The 19100-nt window shown below is 66.0% G+C and carries 17 protein-coding genes; 16 read left to right on the top strand and 1 reads right to left on the bottom strand.

The features are described 5' to 3' along the window. Window positions 1-108 precede the first annotated feature (108 nt). The 14 genes from B8V81_RS05745 (at window position 109) to B8V81_RS05680 (ending at window position 16493) form a co-directional block, all read left to right on the top strand. Entirely contained in the window at window positions 109-1620 is a 1512-nt protein-coding gene (locus tag B8V81_RS05745; protein WP_028597493.1) for a LysM peptidoglycan-binding domain-containing protein, read from the top strand. A gap of 542 nt (window positions 1621-2162) precedes the next feature. Beyond that, on the top strand, window positions 2163-4823 hold the full coding sequence (locus tag B8V81_RS05740) for a valine--tRNA ligase (protein WP_028597494.1): 2661 nt from the start codon (window positions 2163-2165) through the stop codon (window positions 4821-4823). Further along, entirely contained in the window at window positions 4823-6193 is a 1371-nt protein-coding gene (locus B8V81_RS05735; protein WP_028597495.1) for a bifunctional folylpolyglutamate synthase/dihydrofolate synthase, read from the top strand. The genes B8V81_RS05740 and B8V81_RS05735 overlap by 1 nt, the downstream gene beginning before the upstream one ends. 5 nt (window positions 6194-6198) lie before the next feature. Next, window positions 6199-7611, top strand: a complete 1413-nt coding sequence (gene murC / locus B8V81_RS05730) for a UDP-N-acetylmuramate--L-alanine ligase (protein WP_028597496.1) — start codon at window positions 6199-6201, stop codon at window positions 7609-7611. Window positions 7612-7833: 222 nt separating this feature from the next. Next, on the top strand, window positions 7834-9366 hold the full coding sequence (locus B8V81_RS05725; protein WP_101807931.1) for an SPOR domain-containing protein: 1533 nt from the start codon (window positions 7834-7836) through the stop codon (window positions 9364-9366). Window positions 9367-9438: 72 nt separating this feature from the next. Continuing rightward, window positions 9439-9681 (top strand): DUF4321 domain-containing protein, encoded by a 243-nt coding sequence (locus tag B8V81_RS05720; protein ID WP_028597498.1) that lies wholly within the window; start codon window positions 9439-9441, stop codon window positions 9679-9681. A gap of 38 nt (window positions 9682-9719) precedes the next feature. Further along, on the top strand, window positions 9720-10493 hold the full coding sequence (locus B8V81_RS05715; protein WP_101807930.1) for a Maf family protein: 774 nt from the start codon (window positions 9720-9722) through the stop codon (window positions 10491-10493). Window positions 10494-10655: 162 nt separating this feature from the next. Next, window positions 10656-11342 carry a RadC family protein gene (radC, locus tag B8V81_RS05710; RefSeq protein WP_028597500.1) on the top strand — a complete coding sequence of 229 codons (687 nt, stop codon included), beginning with the start codon at window positions 10656-10658 and terminating at the stop codon, window positions 11340-11342. A 42-nt stretch (window positions 11343-11384) separates the two neighbouring features. Then, the gene (locus B8V81_RS05705) at window positions 11385-12410 is read left to right on the top strand and encodes a rod shape-determining protein (RefSeq protein ID WP_028597501.1); all 1026 of its coding nucleotides are present in this window, start codon (window positions 11385-11387) and stop codon (window positions 12408-12410) included. A gap of 38 nt (window positions 12411-12448) precedes the next feature. Then, window positions 12449-13306, top strand: coding sequence for a rod shape-determining protein MreC (gene mreC / locus B8V81_RS05700; RefSeq protein WP_028597502.1), 858 nt, complete (start codon window positions 12449-12451; stop codon window positions 13304-13306). Continuing rightward, on the top strand, window positions 13303-13824 hold the full coding sequence (gene mreD / locus B8V81_RS05695) for a rod shape-determining protein MreD (RefSeq protein ID WP_043110895.1): 522 nt from the start codon (window positions 13303-13305) through the stop codon (window positions 13822-13824). The genes mreC and mreD overlap by 4 nt, the downstream gene beginning before the upstream one ends. 59 nt (window positions 13825-13883) lie before the next feature. Then, a complete protein-coding gene (locus B8V81_RS05690) occupies window positions 13884-14546 on the top strand; it encodes a septum site-determining protein MinC (RefSeq protein WP_028597504.1) in 663 nt (220 codons plus the stop codon). 3 nt (window positions 14547-14549) lie between these two features. Further along, window positions 14550-15341 carry a septum site-determining protein MinD gene (minD, locus tag B8V81_RS05685; RefSeq protein ID WP_028597505.1) on the top strand — a complete coding sequence of 264 codons (792 nt, stop codon included), beginning with the start codon at window positions 14550-14552 and terminating at the stop codon, window positions 15339-15341. A 6-nt stretch (window positions 15342-15347) separates the two neighbouring features. Further along, complete coding sequence (locus B8V81_RS05680) at window positions 15348-16493, top strand: FtsW/RodA/SpoVE family cell cycle protein (protein WP_101807929.1); 1146 nt, start codon at window positions 15348-15350, stop codon at window positions 16491-16493. A 226-nt stretch (window positions 16494-16719) separates the two neighbouring features. Here B8V81_RS05680 and B8V81_RS25515 read toward each other — a convergent pair whose 3' ends face one another. Then, on the bottom strand, window positions 16720-16806 hold the full coding sequence (locus tag B8V81_RS25515) for a putative holin-like toxin (protein WP_219623315.1): 87 nt from the start codon (window positions 16804-16806) through the stop codon (window positions 16720-16722). Between the two features lie 206 nt (window positions 16807-17012). On the opposite strand from B8V81_RS25515, the gene B8V81_RS05675 reads away from it, so the two are divergent. After that, window positions 17013-18221 (top strand): M23 family metallopeptidase, encoded by a 1209-nt coding sequence (locus B8V81_RS05675; protein WP_052332945.1) that lies wholly within the window; start codon window positions 17013-17015, stop codon window positions 18219-18221. Then, entirely contained in the window at window positions 18214-19092 is an 879-nt protein-coding gene (locus tag B8V81_RS05670; RefSeq protein WP_028597507.1) for a site-2 protease family protein, read from the top strand. The genes B8V81_RS05675 and B8V81_RS05670 overlap by 8 nt, the downstream gene beginning before the upstream one ends. Window positions 19093-19100 lie beyond the last annotated feature (8 nt).

Here is a 19100-nt window from a genome sequence, read left to right as displayed (position 1 = left end):
CAGGCGCGCGTCCGGTCAAAGTAGTCATGCTCCCGACTCCCTGCCCATATAGATGGTAAGGAGCAAATCGCATGCCCAAGCACCATCATGGGGAAGGGAGGCTTTAGCGTGAGCGAACAATCGCAAGGACTGCGCTTCGACGTCTACGAGCGGGTGCATCTGCCCGAAGAGGTCGCGGCCATCGAGGAGCTGGAGGAAATCGAGCTCGTCCCCCGCATCCAAGTCATCCAGCAGGGGGAGCAGGCCATTCTGAGGGGAAGGCTGCTGCTGAACGGCGTGTATCGGAGCGCGGACCGCTCCGGGGCCGCGCAGACGATGGAGCATCAGATTCCGGTCGAGATTACGCTGCCGATGAACCGGATCGAGAGCCTGGAGGACATTTCGGTCGAGATCGACAACTTCGATGTCGATCTGCTGTCCTCGCGGACGCTGAACATCACCGGCGTGCTGTCTTTGAGCGGCATCCGCGTCGAGGCGGCGGCAGACGACGGCGCGCAGTGGCAGGAGGAGCCTTATACGGTCGTGCATCGCGCGCCGGCTTCGGCCCAGGCGACCGGCGATATTTCGCCGGGCCGCTATCTGGAGCTGGAGGAGGAGGGGCAGGAGGCTTCGTTCGAAGAGGACGAGACGGCGGCCGTCGCGGAGTACCGGGACGATGGACGTCGAGAAGCCGCGTCGGTCGCGCAAAGCCGGGAAGAGGCGGCTTTCCGCTCCTATGAGCGGGAGGAGGACCAATGCCCTCCGGAGGCGGCGGATTCCGCGCAGCCTGCAGCCCACTCGTCCGCTTACTCGGGCTTCGAGCAGCCGTCCGCGGCCGGGCCGGATTCGTCCGGGCAGACGTCAGGCTGGACGCAGCTCGGCGCCTGGAGGCAGGAGCCGGAGCCGTCCGGCGGCAGCGAGGCGGAGGAGGACGCCTCCTTCTCGTTCGCGCCGCCGCAGGCGGAATTTCCGCCGCCGGCCGCGGCGCCCCGCTCGGCCTCGTCCGACGAGGCGGAGGCCGACCGCAGCGGCGCCTTCAGCTCCCTGCGGTCCATCGCCTCGGGCGAGAGGACGGCCGAGCCGGCGGAGGAAGCGGAGCCGGCTGCCGTGCTGTACGGCCGGCCGCAAGCCGAGCCGGCCGCCGATACGGCGGAGCCGCCGGTGCGGGAAGCGGCCTCGCCGCCGGAAGCCGCCTCTGCGCCGGAAGCCGCGGCTTCCGCCTCCGCCTTTGGCGAAGCCGACGTTCAAGCGGCCGAAGCCGAGCCGGAGCGCCAGGAGCTGCGAGTCGCCTTCGGCGCGAAGCGCAGCGCCGCGGCCGCCCCGGACAGCGGCGAGGAAGGGCTGACGTCGCTCATCGGCTCGAGCCGGCGCGAGCGCGAGCAGCGCCAAGCGTCGGAGCGCAGCCGCCAGCAGGAGGCTCCGGCGGCTCCGCCTTCGGAGGAGGTCGAGTGGCAGTCGCTGTTCCTCAGCCGCACGGTGGAGGAGCAGCCGTTCCGCAAGGTGCGGATCTGCATCGTGCAGCGCGAGGAGACGCTCGACACGATCGCCGACCGCTACCAGCTGCAGGCGCGGGAGATCGCGCTCCACAACCGCCTCGCCGATCAGGGCGTGGCCGAAGGGCAAGTGCTCTACATTCCTTGACGGCCTCGCCCGAGCTGCGCCGGCCCTCGCCGCAACGGCTCCGGGCCGACCGCTCCGGCGTCCGCCGTCCCAGGCCGCTGCCCATCCGATGCGCTTCCCGCTCCGGCAGGAAGCGCCTTTTTCATTTTGGGCGGAAGCCTAGGCGAGTTGACTATGCCTCTCAACAACGGTAAACTGGAAGGGATATTCAAAGCATCATTCCATTCAACGACGAGGATGGGGAAGAGTGCGCCGTGCGCCTACAGAGAGCAGACCGCAGCTGGTGGAAGGTCTGCAGGCCGCAGAAGCGTGACAGGTCGCCCCGGAGTCGCGGACCGCATTCTGCCAGCATGCCCTCAGGGCCGCTGCAGGAGCAGCTCCGCCGGCCGCAGCCGTTATCCTGCTCCAAGTGCCGTCCATGGACTCGAGGTCCCGGGCGGAATGAAGGTGGTACCGCGGAAGCTGAAGTCTTTCGTCCTTTGCGTTCAAGGGGCGGAAGGCTTTTTTTGTCGGTCAGCCGCCTTTTTTTAAACTCCATCAACCAAACGAGGGTGAACTTGCCAATGTCAGAGCAGCAGCATACAACCGAAATGCCGACGACCTACGATCCCCGCAGCGCCGAGCAGAACAGCACCGAGCTATGGAGCAAGGGCGGCTTCTTCAAGGCCGGCCGCGTGCCGGAAGCGAAGCCGTACACGATCGTCATCCCGCCGCCGAACGTCACGGGCATGCTCCATATCGGCCATGCGCTCGACTTCACGCTGCAGGACATCATGATTCGCACGAAGCGGATGCAGGGCTTCGACGCCCTTTGGCTGCCGGGCACCGACCATGCCGGCATCGCCACGCAGACGCGCGTGGAGCAGAAGCTCCGCGAGAGCGGCAAGACGCGCCACGACCTCGGCCGCGAGAAGTTCCTGGAGCAAGTGTGGGAATGGAAGGACACCTATGCCGGCACGATCCGCAGCCAGTGGGGCAAGATGGGCTTGTCGCTCGACTACTCCCGCGAGCGCTTCACGCTCGACGAGGGGCTGTCCAAGGCCGTGCGCGAGGTGTTCGTCCGCCTCTATGAAAAAGGGCTGATCTACCGCGGCGCGAAGATCATCAACTGGGACCCGGCCGCCCGCACGGCGCTGTCGGACATCGAGGTCGAGTACAAGGAAGTGCAGGGGAGCCTGTACCACCTGCAGTACCCGCTCGAGGACGGCAGCGGCCATGTGACTGTGGCGACGACCCGTCCGGAGACGATGCTCGGCGACACCGCCGTCGCCGTCCACCCGGAGGACGAGCGCTACCGGGCTCTCGTCGGCAAAAATCTCGTGCTGCCGGTCATCGGCCGCCTCATCCCGATCGTCGCCGACGAGTACGTCGAGAAGGACTTCGGCTCCGGCGCCGTCAAGATCACCCCGGCCCATGACCCGAACGACTTCGAGGTCGGCCAGCGCCATGACCTGCCGCAGATCATCGTCATGGACGAGAGCGGCGTCATGAACGCCGAAGCCGGTCCTTACCAGGGACTCGACCGCGCGGAGGCGCGCAAGAAGCTTGTCGCCGACCTGAAGGAATCCGGCGTGCTCGTCCGCATCGAGGACCACGTGCATCAGGTAGGCCACAGCGAGCGCAGCGGCGCCGTCGTCGAGCCGTACCTGTCCACGCAGTGGTTCGTGGCGATGAAGCCGCTGGCCGACCGCGCGATCGAGGCGCAGAAGTCGGGCGCCGGCGTGAACTTCGTGCCGGAGCGCTTCGAGAAGACGTACCTCAATTGGATCGAGAACGTGCGCGACTGGTGCATCTCCCGCCAGCTCTGGTGGGGCCACCGCATCCCGGCCTGGTACTGCGACGCCTGCGGCACGATCCATGTCTCCGCGGACGACATCGGCTCCTGCCCGGACTGCGGCGGCGAGCTGCGCCAGGACAACGACGTGCTCGACACGTGGTTCAGCTCCGCGCTGTGGCCGTTCTCGACGCTCGGCTGGCCGGACGAGGAGAGCGCCGACTTCAAGCGGTACTACCCGAACGACCTGCTCGTGACGGGCTACGACATCATCTACTTCTGGGTGGCGCGCATGATCTTCACCGCCCTCGAGTTCACGGACCGGATTCCGTTCAAGGACGTGCTCATGCACGGCCTCGTGCGCGACGCCGACGGCAAGAAGATGTCCAAGTCGCTCGGCAACGGCGTCGACCCGCTCGACATCATCGAGCAGTACGGCGCGGACGCGATGCGCTTCATGCTGTCGACCGGCAGCACGCCGGGACAGGACCTGCGCTTCCGCATCGAGAAGGTCGAGCAGGCGCGCAACTTCGCCAACAAGATCTGGAACGCCTCGCGCTTTGCGCTCATGAACCTGGAGGGCTTCCGCTACGAGGACATCGACCTCGGCGGCAAGCTCGGCACGGCCGACCGCTGGATCCTGCACCGCCTGAACGAGACGGCGCGCGACGTGACGCGCCTCATCGACGCCTACGACTTCGGCGAGACGGGACGGCTGCTGTACAACTTCATCTGGGACGATCTGTGCGACTGGTACATCGAGGTATCCAAGCTCAGCCTGTACGGCACCGACGCCGAGGCCAAAAAGGCGACGCAATCCGTGCTCGCCTACGTGCTCGACCGCACCCAGCGCCTGATCCACCCGTTCATGCCGTTCATCTCCGAGGAGATCTGGCAGCATCTGCCTCATGAGGGCGAGAGCATTTCGATCGCCGCCTGGCCGCAGTACGACGCCGCCTTCGAGGCGCCGGACGCCGTGCGCGAGATGGAGCTGCTCATGAGCGCGATCCGCGCCGTGCGCAACATCCGCGCCGAGGTGAACGTGCCGATGAGCAAGAAGATCGAGCTGCAGATCAAGCCGAGCTCGGATGCCGAGCTCGCGATCCTGCAGGCCAACGAGGAGCTGCTGCGCCGCTTCGCGGGCACGTCGTCGCTGACGATCGACGCCGCCCTGTCCGCGCCGGACAAGGCGATGACGGCGGTCGTGACGGGCGCCGAGCTGATTCTGCCGCTCGCCGGCCTGATCGACATCGAGCAGGAGATCGCGCGCCTGCGCAAGGAAGCCGCCACGCTGCGCTCCGAGGTGGAGCGCGTCGACAAGAAGCTGTCCAACGAAGGCTTCGTCGCCAAGGCTCCGGCCAAGGTCATCGACGAGGAGAAGGCCAAGCGGACAGACTACCAGGCCAAGCTCGACAAGGTATTGGCCCGGATCGAGGAGCTGCAGGGCTGATGGACAACGAACAGCGGCAGTTCGCCGGGATGGCGTCGTACGAGGAAGCGCGCGAATGGATCGAGGGGCTCGTCAGCTTCGGCGTCCGCCCGGGCCTCGACCGGATGCGGATCATGATGGAGCGGCTCGGCCATCCGGAGCGCCGCCTTCGCTTCATCCATGTCGCGGGCACGAACGGCAAGGGCTCCGTCTGCGCGTACTTGACGGAGGTGCTCGTGCGCGGCGGCTATGACACGGGGACGTACACATCCCCTTATATCACGAAGTTCACCAACCGGTTCCGCTACAACGGCCAGGACATCGAGGAGGAGACGCTGCTGCGGCTCGCCAACGAGCTGCGGCCGCTCGTCGAGGAGATCGCCGAGACCGAGCACGGCTCTCCGACGATGTTCGAGGTGTCCACGGCGCTGGCGATCCTCTACTTCGCCCGCGTCACGTATCCGGACTATGTCGTCTGGGAAACGGGCCTCGGCGGCCGGCTCGACGTGACGAACATCGTCACGCCGGTGATCTCGATCATCACCAACGTCGGCCACGACCATATGGACGTGCTTGGCGACACGATAACGGACATCGCCCGCGAGAAGGCGGGCATCATCAAGCCGGGCGTGCCGGTCGTCAGCACGGTCGAGAACGAGGAGGCGCTCGCGGTCATCCGCGAGGCGGCCCGCTCGTCCAAGTCGACGCTGTATCAGCTCGGCGAGCAGTTCGAGGAGACGGCGATCGAGGCGACGGAGTCGGGACAGAGCTTCGGCTTCAAAGGGCCGTTCCGGTCGATGTCCCGGCTGGAGCTGACGCTCGCCGGCGCGCATCAGCGCAAAAACGCCGCCGCTGCCGTCATGGCGCTGGAGGTGCTGCGCCAGTACAACGCGCTGCTCGTCGACGACGAGCAGCTGCTGGAGGGACTGCGCTCGGCGCAGTGGCCGGGCCGGCTCGAGATGGTGCGCCGGGAGCCGCGGCTGCTGCTCGACGGCGCGCACAATCCGGAGGGCGCCGAGTCGCTCGCGGCCGCGCTGCGGGAGCTGCACGGAGGCGAGCGCATCCATGTCATGATCGGAATGCTCGGCAACAAGAATCACCGCGGAGTGCTTCGGCATATACTCCCTATAGCGGACACACTTGTCGTTACGCAGCCCGCTTTCCGCAAGGCGCTGCCGGCCGAGGAGCTGGCGGAAGTCGCGCGGGAGCAGGCCCGCGAGATGGGCGTCTCGCCCGAGATCGTCGCCGAGCCCCGGTGGCCGGACGCGCTGGAGCGGCTGGAGCGCGCCGCCGCCGGCGGCGGCCTGCCCGTCGTCACCGGCACGCTCTATCTCATTGCCGATGTCCGCGCCTTCGTGCTCGGACTGCCGGATTCTGAAAAAGGTTGGTGACCGTCATGACGACGACAGCAGAACACGTTCATTTTATCGGGATAGGCGGATACGGCATGAGCGCGATCGCGCGCGTCATGCTGGAAATGGGCTATAAAGTGACGGGCTCGGACGTCGCGCGGGCGGAGCTGACCGAAAAGCTGGCCAAAAAAGGCGCGGAAATCCATATCGGGCATGACGCGAGCCATGTGCGCGGCGCCGATCTCGTCGTCTACAGCACGGCGCTGTCCAAGGACAACGTCGAGCGCAGGGCGGCCGAGGAGCTGAAAATTCCGGTGCTGCACCGCAGCCAGATGCTCGCCCGCCTCATGAACGCAGGCAAGGGCATCGCCGTCGCGGGCGCGCACGGCAAGACGACTACCTCGTCGATGATCGCGCTCGTCATGGAAAGCTGCGGCGCCGATCCGACCTACATCATCGGCGGCGAGATCGTCAATGTCGGCACGAACGCCAAGGCCGGCAAGGGCGAATACGTCGTGGCGGAGGCGGACGAGAGCGACGGCTCCTTCCTGCACTACCATCCGGCGATCGCCGTCGTCACCAATATCGAGCCCGACCATCTCGAAAACTATGACGGCGACTTCGAGAACCTGAAGTCGGCCTACGTGCAGTTCTTCTCGCAGGTCAAGGAGGACGGGCGCGCCGTCGTCTGCATCGACGACCCGATCGTGCGCGAGCTGCTGCCGCGGGCGGCGGGCGCGCTGCCGGCGGAGCGCATCGTCACGTACGGCATCGACAGCGCCGACGCCGAGTACAGCGCCTCGAGCCTCGTGCTCGGCGACCGCAAGGTGACGTTCACGCTGTCGCGGCGCGGCCAGGAGCTCGGCGTCGTGCAGCTGTCCGTGCCGGGCCGCCACAACGTGTACAACGCGGTCGCGACGCTCATCACATGCATGGAGGCGGGCGTGCCGTTCGGAGCGGCCGCCGCAGCGATCAAGGACTTCATCGGCGCCAAGCGCCGCTTCCAGGTGCTCGGCGAGGTGAACGACATCCTTGTCATCGACGACTACGCGCATCATCCGACGGAGATCCAGGCGACGATCAGCGCCGCCAAGGCGACCGGCAAGCGCATCGTCGCGGTGTTCCAGCCACAGCGCTACACGCGCACGTTTTTCCTGCTGGAGCCGTTCAGCCGCGCGTTCGCCGAGGCGGACGAGGTCATCATCACCGACATCTACTCGCCGGCCGGCGAGAAGGAGATCGAAGGCGTCAACTCGCGCCGCCTCGTGGAGCTGATCGTCAAGAACAGCAACGCGAATACCTTCTACCTGCCGACCAAGGAAGAGGTGCAGGCCGAGCTGGCTACGCGCCTCGCCCCGGGCGACCTCGTGCTGACGATGGGAGCCGGCGACATCTGGAAGGCCGGCGACGCGCTCGTCGGGCTGCTGCGCCAGCGGTTCGAGCCGGCGGGCGAATAAGGGCTTTGCGGGATGGAAGCATCCTGCCATAGGCAAGAGACGAAGCGGAGGGCGGATGCCCTCCGCTTTTTGTCGCGTCCGCGGCGGGCGCGGACCGAGAACCGGGTCAGAAGCGCGGCTGGCTCTCCGCGCCTTTCGCTTGCCCTCTTTCTATCGGTCATAATCGAGCCGCTAGTCTCATAGAGTAGAGCAGAGTCCACCACAGGGAGGAGAAAAACGATCATGACGAAGGTTCGAGTCACGTATCGTCCGGATGGCAGCGGCAGGCTCGTGCAGGAGGGACGCGCGGCGTCCGGCCTGCCGCGCTCCGGCAGCGAGCCGCGCTCCGGCCTCCGCTCCGCCGTCGGCATGGACGCTGCGGCGGGGATGGGGGAGAGGGCCGAGCTGGTGTTCGCGGAGTCGTATTCGCCTTGGATCAGTCCGTTTCAGGACAAGCCGATCTGGGAGACGGCTCCGGACCTGCTGCGGGCGGGACAAGCCGAGGGCGATGCCGCCGAAGAGCCGGCTTGGTCGGCTTGGCCGGGCGAGTCGCCGGAGCCGGGCTTCGAGGCTGCGCCGCCTCCCGCCGCGCCGGGAACAGCCGATCCGGAATCGGATCATCCGGCATGGTCCGGGAACAGCGGCCGCAGCCAGGCAGGCAAGGCGGATCGGGTCGAGCCGGACGGTGCGGAAGAGCCGGAAGATTCGGAAGAGCCGGGCGAGTGGCCTTGGGCCGCCGCGCCGGCTTCCGGCGGCCGGGCCGTTCAGAGCGGAGCCGCCGCCTATGAGGTCGGCTACGACGAGCCGGAGGCGTGGCCGGCCGGGCCGATCGTCGAGCCGGACGCCGCGCGTCCGGCTCGCGCGGGGGGGATCGGCGCCCGGATGAAGCGCGCCTCCGGGACGGGAGGCGGAGCGGGACCGTCCTGGCTGGCGGTGCTGCTGTCCATCGGCGGAGCGATCGCGACGGGAGCCGTGCTCGGCTACATGACGCTGACGCTGTTCGCCGGGCAAGGCCTGCTGCCGGCGCGGGAAGGACAAGCGGCCGATGCGTCCGCTGCCGCCGAGGGAGGGCTGGCCGAGCCGGCGGCTTCCTCTGCTCCGGCCTCTGCGCCGGCGGCGGAAGCCGCGCAGGGAGCGGCGAAGGTCCAAAGCGTGGCGGCCGGTTGGCCGGAGCGGACCTACCAGCTGCTTCAGTACGGCGTATTTTCTTCCAAGGGAAGCGCCGAAGCGGCCGCCGCGGAGTTGAAAAAAGCCGGCTTGGCCGCAGCGCTGCGCCACGACGGCGATTATCGCGTCTACGCGGGCGTCGCTTCGAGCCGCGGACAGGCGGAGAAGCTGGCCGCCGGCATGACGGGCACCGAGGTGTATCTCAAGGAGATGAAGCTGCCGAGCGTGTCGGAGATGGCCTTCGCGGGCACGGCCGAGCAGCTGAAAGCTTATGACGTGGGCGCGGCGGAATTGATCGGCGACTTGGCCGGGCAGACGTCGGCGCTGCTGGCGGGAGACGCCGCGGGCATGGACGCCGCGAGCCGCGCCGCCTGGGCCGAGCGGCTGGACGGCTGGCTGAAGGATGCCGCAGCCGCCGAGCCGGCTTGGTCCGGCAAGGCGGCGCAGGAGGCGGCGGGAGCGCTGGCCGACGCGCTGCGGCAAGCCGGCGCGAAGCTGACGGCGTACGGCGAATCGCCGCAGGCGGAGCGCCTTTGGGCGGTGCAGGCGGAGCTGACGGCTGCCGCGCTGGCCCAGCTGCAGCTTCGGGAAGCCGCGGTCGCGGGCTGAGGTCCGTTGCTCCTTCGGTCCGCTTCCCTTATAATGGGACGAGAATTCGGACCGGGAGAGGGCGCGGACGCGATGAAGAAAAACGGATGGACGCTGCTGTTGTTCGGCGCGCTCGGCCTGCTCGCCGGGGCGCTTGCCGACCGGTGGCTCAAGCAAGTTCCGGCGCTGGCGCAGCTGACGCGCTCCGCCGAGCTGAACTGGAGGCCCGCCGCCGACCTCGGCGTGCTCCGCTACGAGCTTGATCTGACGCTCAATTTCAGCGTCGTCAGCCTCGCCTGCCTCGTGCTGGCGTTTCTGCTCTACCGCAAGCTGTAGCGGGCGCTCGACTAGCCAAGATGGAGGAGTTCAGACGTATGAATGAAGACAACCTGCCGCAGCGGCTCGTGCTCGCCTCGTCCTCGCCGCGGAGGCGGGAGCTGGCGGCCGCGCTGCGGCTGCCGATTCCGCTCGAGGTGCTGGCGACGGATGCGGACGAGTCGGTCGCGCCGGAGCTGCGGCCTCATGAGATCGTCGCGGAGCTGGCTCTGCGCAAGGCTAAGGCCGCCGCGCTCAGGATCGAGGAGGCCTCTGGAGCGGAGGGCGGCCGCGCGCTCGTGCTTGGCGGCGACACGATCGTCGTGCTGGACGGCGAGGTGCTCGGCAAGCCGGCCGACGCCGAGGATGCGCGCCGCACGCTGCGCCGGCTGAGCGGCCGCGTCCATGAGGTGTACAGCGGCGTCGCGCTGCTGGCGGCAGGCGAACCCGTCGCGGGCGGCGCGGCGACGCTGCCGCCGGCCTTTCCGCCGGCCGGAGCGGACCCGTCGCAAGCGTCCGGCGCCGTCTGGGGCGATCGGCAGCGGCTCGGCGACATCGGCGCTTACCGCGTGGCGGCGCCAGGCGGGACGGCTTTCGCGGCCTGCGGCTATACGCGCAGCGCCGTCCGCTTCCGCGAGCTCGACGACGCGCAGATCGCCGCCTACGTGGCGACCGGCGATCCGCTCGACAAGGCGGGCAGCTACGGCATCCAAGGGCTCGGCAGCGTGCTGGTCGAGCAGATCGAAGGCGATTTTTACAGCATCATGGGCTTGCCGCTGAATCTGCTTTACGAGCTGCTGCGGCGATTCGGACTTGATCCGCTGCGAAGCTGAAGCCAAGCTTTTTTCGTCCACCTCCGTCCGGGGGTGGACTTTTTTGATGCTTCGCTCGTCAAGGAAGAGATGAAGATCGAAATTCCTCGAAAAGAGGAGGAGATAATGCCGGAAATCAATGGTAAACTAGAGGAAACCTAGCGCAAAGGCGGTCGTCGAACGATGTCGGATTCCGTTTCTCTCAAACAATGGCCGGAGGAGGAGCGTCCGCGGGAGCGGATGCTGCAGCATGGAGCGGAAGCGCTCAGCCATGCTGAGCTGCTCGCCATCCTGCTGCGGACAGGCTCCTCCAGCGAGACGGCGGTGCATCTGGCTGCCCGCATCCTGCAGCAGTCCGGCAGCTTGCGCGGGCTCGTGGACATGGGCCACGGCGATCTGACCCGCATCAAGGGCATCGGTCCGGCCAAGGCGCTGCAGATCCGCGCGGGCATCGAGCTCGGACGCCGGCTGGCGCGCAGCCGCCGCGAGGAGACGGTCGCCGTGCGCCGTCCCGAGGACGCCGCCGACTATTTGATGGAAGACCTTCGCTATCTCCAGGTGGAGCATTTCGTCTGCCTGTTCCTGAATACGAAAAACCACATCGTCGCCCGCGAGACGCTGTCCGTCGGCACTCTCAACGCCTCGCTCGTGCATCCGCGCGAGGTGTTCCGAGCGGCGATCCGTCACGGCAGCGCCTCGCTCATCTGCGCCCACAACCATCCGAGCGGCGATCCGACGCCGAGCGCGGAGGACCGGGCGCTGACGGCGCGCCTGCAGGAGGCCGGACAGCTGGTCGGCATCGAGGTGCTGGATCATATTGTCATCGGCGATGGACGCTTTATCAGTTTGAAGGAACGAGGCCTCATGTAATATAATGAATAGGATTGCCGCATTTTAGAAGGGAGTAGTACGATGTTCGGAGTTTCAAAAGATTTGGGGATTGACCTCGGCACAGCCAATACGCTGGTCTATGTAAGAGGAAAAGGAATCGCCGTCAGGGAGCCGTCCGTGGTCGCCCTTCGTACCGATACAAAAACGATTGAAGCCGTCGGCGAGCACGCCAAGAAGATGATCGGCCGCACGCCGGGCAACATCCGCGCCATCCGTCCGATGAAGGACGGCGTCATTGCCGACTTCGAGACGACGGCTACGATGATCAAATACTTCATCCGCCAGGCGCAGAAGCAGCGCTCGCTGTTCCCGCGCCATCCCAACGTGATGGTATGCGTCCCTTCCGGCATCACGTCGGTCGAAAAGCGCGCCGTCGAGGACGCGACGCGCCAGGCCGGCGCGCGCGACGCCTATACGATCGAGGAGCCTTTCGCCGCTGCGATCGGCGCTGACCTGCCCGTATGGGAGCCGACCGGCAGCATGGTCGTCGACATCGGCGGCGGCACGACCGAGGTGGCGGTCATCTCGCTCGGCGGCATCGTCACGAGCCGTTCCGTCCGCATCGCGGGCGATGAGATGGACGAGGCGATCATCCAGTACATCAAGCGCCTGTACAACCTGATGATCGGCGAGCGCACGTCCGAGCAGCTCAAGATGGAGATCGGCTCGGCGATGCCGCTGGAGCAGCCGGTGACGATGGAGATCCGCGGCCGCGATCTCGTGACGGGCCTGCCCAAGACGCTGTCGATCACGTCCGAGGAGATTACCGAGGCGCTCGCCGATACCGTATCGGCGATCGTCGACGCGGTCAAGATTACGCTGGAGAAGTGCCCGCCGGAGCTGTCCGCGGACATCATGGACCGCGGCATCGTGCTGACCGGAGGCGGAGCCCTGCTGCGCAACCTGGACAAGCTGCTCTCGCGGGAGACCGGCATGCCGGTCATCGTCGCGGAGAACCCGCTGGACTGCGTCGCGATCGGGACGGGCCGCGCGCTGGAGAACATTCATCTTTTCAAGAACAAAGGCGGCTCGCGGTCGAAGAGGTAAGGCGCGAGCGGAGCTGAATAAGACGGGCGGGTGGACCCATGTTTAAGCATTTGCGGAACAGGCGGCTCTTCGTCCTCATGGTCAGCTTCATTCTCTTCATCGCGGTCATCGGCTTCTCCATCAGCTCCAAGGCGGGGCTGACGACGCCGGAGAAGTTCCTGCGCGATACGACCGGATACGTGCAGCAATGGTTCTACAAGCCCGCTGGCTACATAGCGGGCTTGTTCCAGGCTGTCGGCGATCTGCGCAAGGTGTACGAAGAGAATGACCGGCTGCGCATGACGGCAGCGGCCTACGCGCGCGACAAGGTGGAGTACAACGCGATCCGGCAGGAGAACGAGCGCCTGCAGGAAAAGCTCAAGTTCACCGAGGAGCAGAAGAAGATCTACGATTACAACTATCTGATCGCCCAGGTCGTGGCGGTGAGCCCGGACGCCTACAACCGGACGCTGACGATCAACCTCGGCGCCCGCGAGGGCATCCGCGAGCGGATGGCCGTCATTTCCGAAAAGGGCATGATCGGCTACGTAAGCAAGGTGTCGGAGTTGACGTCGACCGTCATGCCGATCACGAGCCTCAACTCGGAGGAGTCCGGCATCTCGGCGACCGTGCTCGGCAAGCAGAATCAGTCGTTCGGCATCCTGTCCGGCTATAATTCGGAGTCGCAGCGGATCCTCATGACCAAGATCGCCGCGGACGATCCGATCAAGAAGGACGACATCGTCATCACCTCGGGGCTCGGCAACGTGTTCCCGCGGGGGATGGTCATCGGCACGGTCGAGAGCATCCAGGACAGCGACATCGGCCTGACGCGCATCGCGAGCATCAAGCTGTCGGCGGACTTCGACCATCTGAGCGAAGTGTTTGTCGTGCAGACATCGGGGACTGCCGAATGAAGATGCAGAGCATGGTGCTGCTGACCTTCCTCGCATTCCTCGTGCAGACGAGCCTGTTTCCGTGGCTCGTGCCGTCTGCCTTTTCCGATCGGCTGCTGCCGCATTTCACGTTTGTCCTTATCCTATATGCCGCGCTTTATCGCAGCCGCCATGCGGCGCTTCTGCTCGGCGCGGGCTTCGGCCTGCTGCAGGATATCGTGTTCCGCGGCCATCTGCTGGGGCTGCATGCCTATGCGATGGGGCTGATCGCCTACTTGATCGGCCTGCTGCTCGGAGGACGCCGGCTCACGATGCTGTCGGCGCTGGCGGTCGTCGCGATCGGCTCGCTGCTGTACGATATCGCGGTCTATTACGTCTACGACGTATTCCGCTTTACGGCGGAGCCGCTCGCCTGGGCGCTGCAGCATCATATTTTCCCGAGCCTGTTCCTGCAGCTGGCATTCGCGCTCGCCGTCTACATCCCGATCCGACGGGCATTCGAAGGCAATCCGCGCGCCAAGCCGACGGCTTCCGCTTGACTGGCCGAGCAGGAATCGGCCGGCTTCGGGACGAATGATATCGTCAAGGAGGGACCGACGTGACCGACAAACCGCATATTACGATTAAAGGAGTCAAGGACGGTCTCATCTTCCTCTTTGACGATAGTTGCGATTTCGCCGAGCTCATGGACGAGCTTCGGTTCAAGCTCGAAAAATCCCACCAGCAGCTCCTGTCGGGGCCGCTGGTTCACGTTCATGTGAAGCTCGGCTCGCGGCCGGCTTCCGAGGAAGACAAGGAGCAGATCCGCAGCGTCATCCGCCAGCGGGGCAATCTGCTCGTCCAGACGATCGAATCGGAGGCGCCCCGGCCGGACCCGGCAGGCGCCTCGGAGGCGTTCAAGCTGATGACCGGCACGATCCGCTCCGGCCAGACGGTCGAGCATGACGGCAGCCTGCTGCTGCTCGGCGATCTCAATCCCGGGGGAGCGCTCCGCTGCACCGGCGACATCTACGTGCTGGGCGCGCTGCGCGGGATGGCCCATGCGGGGACGGAAGGACGGACCGACGTCATCATCGCCGCCTCGCAGCTGCGTCCGACGCAGCTGCGGATTTCCGACGTCATCAGCCGGCCGCCGGAGGAGTGGATGAGCGCCGACGCCTCGATGGAGTACGCCTATCTGGAGGACGGGCGGATGCAGATCGACAAGATGAACCAGCTCGTGCGCATGCGCAAGGAGCCGATGCTGTTCAAAGGGGTGTAGAGCATGGGAGAAGCAATCGTCATCACATCAGGCAAAGGCGGCGTCGGCAAGACGACGACCTCCGCCAATCTGGGCACCGCCCTGGCTCTGCTGGGCAAAAAGGTCGCGATGGTCGACACGGATATCGGGCTGCGCAATCTCGATGTCGTCATGGGGCTGGAGAACCGCATCATCTATGACCTGGTCGACGTGGCGGAAGGGAGGGTGCGGCTGCAGCAGGCGCTCGTGAAGGACAAGCGCTTCGACGACCTGAGCATGCTGCCCGCCGCCCAGACGAAGGACAAGTCGGCCGTGACGCCGGAGCAGGTGCGGGACATCGTGCTGGAGCTCAAGAAGGAATACGATTATGTCATCATCGACTGCCCGGCGGGCATCGAGCAGGGCTTCCGCAACGCGATCGCCGGAGCCGATCGCGCGATCGTCGTGACGACGCCCGAAAATGCCGCCGTACGCGACGCCGACCGCGTCATCGGGCTGCTGGAGCAGTCCCAGGTGCCGGCCAAGCTGGTCATCAACCGCATCAAGCATGCGATGGTGAAAAGCGGCGACATGCTCGACATCGACGACATCTGCCAGGTGCTGGCGATCGATCTGCTCGGCGTCGTCCCGGATGACGAGCGCGTCATCAAGGCCGCCAACTCCGGCGAGCCGACGGTCATGGACCCGACGAGCAAGGCGGCGATCGCCTATCGCAACATCGCGCGCCGCATCCTCGGCGATATGGTGCCGCTCATGCCGCTCGACGACAAGCCCGGACGCTTCCGTAAGCTGCGCAAGTTTTTAGGGATTGGATGATTTGAAGTGATCAACAAGCTCAAAAAAATGGACGTCGGCATCCTCACGCTGCTCGTCTGCTTCATGGCGATCAGCGCGATCCTGCTTTACAGCGTCGGGAACGCGGACGCGAGCTATGCCAGCCATTACAAAAAGACGCTGGTGTTTTATGCTCTTGGATTCATCGTCCTTTTCGTAACGACGCTGGTCGACTATCGGCTCGTCCTCAAGGCATGGCCGGTCATCTACGGGGTCGGCGTCATCCTGCTCGTCGCCGTCAAGTTCGCCGGAGCGAAGCTCAACGGCGCCTCCGGCTGGTTCACGATCGGCGAGCTGAGCTTCCAGCCGGCCGAGGCGGGCAAGATCGTGCTCATCATCGCCGTCGCCTACCTGATGGGGCGCAGGCAAGGGGAGAAGCTGCAGGTCATGCGCGACCTGATGCCGATCGCGGCCGTGGCCGGACTGCCTTTCCTGCTCGTCGTCATCCAGCCGGATCTCGGCAACGCCATCATCTACCTCGTCATCCTGCTCGGCATGCTCTGGATCGGCAACGTCAAGTACACGCATGTGCTGCTCGGGCTGGCCGTCGTCGTCGGCACGCTGACGCTGTTCGTGACGCTGTTCACGACCTACAACGACCAGATCAAGGAGTACGCCAAGAAGCATGACGTCACGCACTGGTACGAGCGGATCAACACGTTCGTCGATCCCGACAACGCCGACCCGGACGCCAAGTACCAGTCCCGCAACGCCCGCATCGCCGTCGGCAGCGGCGGCCTGACCGGCGATGGCTTCCTTCAGGGCGACTCCAAGAAGCGCGGCGTCGTGCCGTATACGTACTCCGACTCGATCTTTGTCGTCGTCGGCGAGGAGTTCGGCTTCCAGGGCTCGGCGGTGCTGCTGCTGCTGTATTTCCTGCTCATCTACCGGATGATCATGATCGCCTTCCAATGCTATGATTTGCGAGGGGCGTTCATCATCATCGGCATCGCCTCGATGTACGTGTTCCAGGTGTTCCAGAACGTCGGGATGATGATCGGCATCATGCCGATCACCGGCATCACGCTGCCGTTCGTCAGCTATGGCGGCACGTCGCTGCTGCTCAACATGCTGTGCGTGGGGCTGGTGTTCAGCATCCGCGCGCATCAGGAGCGGTACCAGCTGGAGAACTGACGGAGGCGGGCTGGAGAGAGAATTTTCCATTATGAGGCGGACGGACGGTATACAGAAGATCGTTTTCGGGTATAATAGACGTATCTGAGGGATACGCAACCAATAGCGAGACAACAAGGAAGAGAGCGCCCGCCAGCGCTCTCCCCTGTACAGCCTCACTATAGGCGGAACCCTCCCTATTGCTCTAACATGAGAGTAACCCGTCAGGCGGTCAACCTGTGGCGGGTTACTTTCGTTTGTCGATGTAGGTCAGGAGAGCCAGCAGAAAGCTGCCGAAGGCAAACATGGCCATGATCGCTTGGAAAGTTTCCATAGCATCCCTCCTTTCCGGAGGGAGCCGTCACAAGTTGAGCTGTACTGGACAATTATACCAGCTGGCCAAGCCCCCGCACAGGGGGCTTTTTCATGCTTGCCGCAGCCGGCGGCTCCGTCTCCCGCATACTCGGATAAGCCCTCACATACAGATAGAACAAGCCTTTCCGCTGCCAGCGGAGCGGGGGAAAGAAGGAGGGAACGGGCATGTGGGGCAATCCGAACGACAGGCGCGGCCAAGCCGGCCGGGAAAAAAAGGACAAGGCGGCGCGCGGCCTGACGAGCGCGAATCGGGAACGCAGGCAGGAACGCATCCGGGAGCTGACGGAGCGGATGGAGGCGGAGGCGGCGAGGCAGGCGGAAGCGTCCGCCCGGCGGGACGGCAGTTCCGGCGGGACGCTCTTCAGGGATTCGGGCCAGCAGCCGCCTGCCGGCAAGTCAGCCGGCTCGAGAGCGCGGCCGAACAGCCGCAAGGCGCCTGAGGCGCTGCGCTCAGCCGGCCCGCGCGACGGGAAAGGCGCGGTCACGGACGGACCTTACGGAACGAGAGTGTACCGGCCGGGCGCTCCCGCGGAGTGGGAGCAGCCGCTCGGCAGCGGCTGGCCGGACGAGGCTTGGCCGCAGCCGCAGGAGAAGGACCCGGAGGCGGAGTGGAAAAACAATGCCAACCCGTGGGAACGGCTGGAGCAGGCAGGTGGAAGCCTGACCGGGCTCGCTCCGAGTCCGCTGCGAGGAAACGCCTCCGGCGGAGCCGGTCCGGGCGGAGGAGGCGGCTATCGGACCGCCCCCGGCGCCGCGGGGCGCTTCGCGCGCAGCTTCGGCCGCAGGCTGCTCGTCTCCGCCGCGCTGTTCGGCGCGGTATGGGGGCTGTTCCAGCTCGACAACCCGGCAGCCCGCGAAGGCCAGCTGATCGTGCGCGAGGCGCTTTCCGAGCCGATGGACATGTCGGCGATCGCGGGCTGGTACGAAGGCGTCTTCGGCGCTCCGCCGTCCTTCCTTCCCGGCTTCGGCAAGCTCGGAGGCACGCAGCCGGCGACGGCGCCGGCCGAGCGGGCGGCAGTCGCGCCGGTCGCGGGCGGCAGCATCGTGCATCCGTTCGCGGAGCTGCTCGGCGGCGTGGAGATTTCCGGAGCGCCGGGAGCGGACGTGCTGGCGGCGGAGGAAGGGCGCGTGCTCGTCGTCTCTGCGGACGACGCCAAAGGCCCGACCGTCGTGCTCCAGCATGCCGGCGGACGGACGACGTACTACGGCCGGCTGGGCGAGGCGCTGGTCGCGGCGAACGACTGGGTGACGGCGGGAGAGCCGATCGGCCGTCTCGGCGCCGCGGCGGAGGGGAACGCGGAGGCGCTGCTTTATTTTGCCGTGAAGGAGCAGGACCGCTACATCGATCCGGCGGACGTGATTCCGCTTGATTGAGCTCGGAGGAATCCGCTGGAGCCTCCATCCGCTGCTGGCGGTGCTCATGCTGCTGTCGGTGCTGACCGGCTATATCGGCGAGCTGCTGACGCTGTTCGTGCTCGTCTTCGTCCATGAGCTCGGCCACGCGGCGGCGGCCTACGCTTTCGGCTGGAAGGTGCTCGAGATCCGGCTGCTGCCGTTCGGAGGAGTCGCCGAGCTGGAGGAGAAGCCCGGCGCGCCGGCCTGGGAGGAGGCTGCCATCGCCCTGGCCGGCCCGCTGCAGAACGTCTGGATGGCGGGAGCGGCATGGGCTCTCGGCGCGGGAGGGGCGATGGACGCCCAGCTCGCTGCCTATCTCGTTCAAGCCAATCTGCTCCTGCTGACGTTCAACCTGCTGCCGATCTATCCGCTCGACGGCGGCCGTCTGCTGCGCTTCGCCTGCGGCCTGCGCATGAACTATTACGGCACGCTCCGCTTCAGCGCTTGGGCGGGGATGGGCTGCAGCCTGCTCATGATCGGCTACGCGCTCCTGCCGCAGCTCCAGCGCGGCGGCTCCGGCGGCGTGCAGGCGAACCTGCTGGCCGTCGGCTTGTTTCTGCTGGCCGCCAACTGGACCTATCGCAAGCAGATTCCGTTTCTGTTCATGCGTTTCCTGATGACGAGGGGCAGGTCGGCGAAAAGGAGAATCCAAGCCGGCTCCAGAGCGCGTCCGATCGTCGTGACGGGACGCCACCCGATCTGGACGACGGCGCGTCTTTTTCTCCGCGACCACTACCATCTCGTCTATGTGATGGACGATCCGGGCCGGATCGTCGGCGTGCTTCCGGAGCAGCGGGTCGTCGAGGGGTATTTGTCGGGGGACCGTGCAGTTTCGGATCTTTTGCGGTAAAATAAGAG

The sequence above is a fragment of the Paenibacillus pasadenensis genome (assembly GCF_002864175.1).
GTDB classification, from domain to species: Bacteria; Bacillota; Bacilli; order Paenibacillales; family Paenibacillaceae; genus Paenibacillus_O; species Paenibacillus_O pasadenensis.
Note: the sequence above shows the minus strand (reverse complement) of the source record. Positions and strands in the feature narration are given on the sequence as shown.

Excerpts from the sequence above, each read along its gene's own strand:
- B8V81_RS05675 (WP_052332945.1), top strand. The coding sequence starts at position 17,013 with ATGTGGGGCAATCCGAACGACAGGCGCGGCCAAGCCGGCCGGGAAAAA.
- mreD (WP_043110895.1), top strand. The coding sequence starts at position 13,303 with ATGAAGATGCAGAGCATGGTGCTGCTGACCTTCCTCGCATTCCTCGTG.
- B8V81_RS05735 (WP_028597495.1), top strand. The coding sequence starts at position 4,823 with ATGGACAACGAACAGCGGCAGTTCGCCGGGATGGCGTCGTACGAGGAA.
- B8V81_RS25515 (WP_219623315.1), bottom strand. The coding sequence starts at position 16,806 with ATGGAAACTTTCCAAGCGATCATGGCCATGTTTGCCTTCGGCAGCTTT.
- B8V81_RS05705 (WP_028597501.1), top strand. The coding sequence starts at position 11,385 with ATGTTCGGAGTTTCAAAAGATTTGGGGATTGACCTCGGCACAGCCAAT.
- mreC (WP_028597502.1), top strand. The coding sequence starts at position 12,449 with ATGTTTAAGCATTTGCGGAACAGGCGGCTCTTCGTCCTCATGGTCAGC.
- radC (WP_028597500.1), top strand. The coding sequence starts at position 10,656 with ATGTCGGATTCCGTTTCTCTCAAACAATGGCCGGAGGAGGAGCGTCCG.
- B8V81_RS05720 (WP_028597498.1), top strand. The coding sequence starts at position 9,439 with ATGAAGAAAAACGGATGGACGCTGCTGTTGTTCGGCGCGCTCGGCCTG.
- B8V81_RS05725 (WP_101807931.1), top strand. The coding sequence starts at position 7,834 with ATGACGAAGGTTCGAGTCACGTATCGTCCGGATGGCAGCGGCAGGCTC.
- murC (WP_028597496.1), top strand. The coding sequence starts at position 6,199 with ATGACGACGACAGCAGAACACGTTCATTTTATCGGGATAGGCGGATAC.
- B8V81_RS05715 (WP_101807930.1), top strand. The coding sequence starts at position 9,720 with ATGAATGAAGACAACCTGCCGCAGCGGCTCGTGCTCGCCTCGTCCTCG.
- B8V81_RS05740 (WP_028597494.1), top strand. The coding sequence starts at position 2,163 with ATGTCAGAGCAGCAGCATACAACCGAAATGCCGACGACCTACGATCCC.
- minD (WP_028597505.1), top strand. The coding sequence starts at position 14,550 with ATGGGAGAAGCAATCGTCATCACATCAGGCAAAGGCGGCGTCGGCAAG.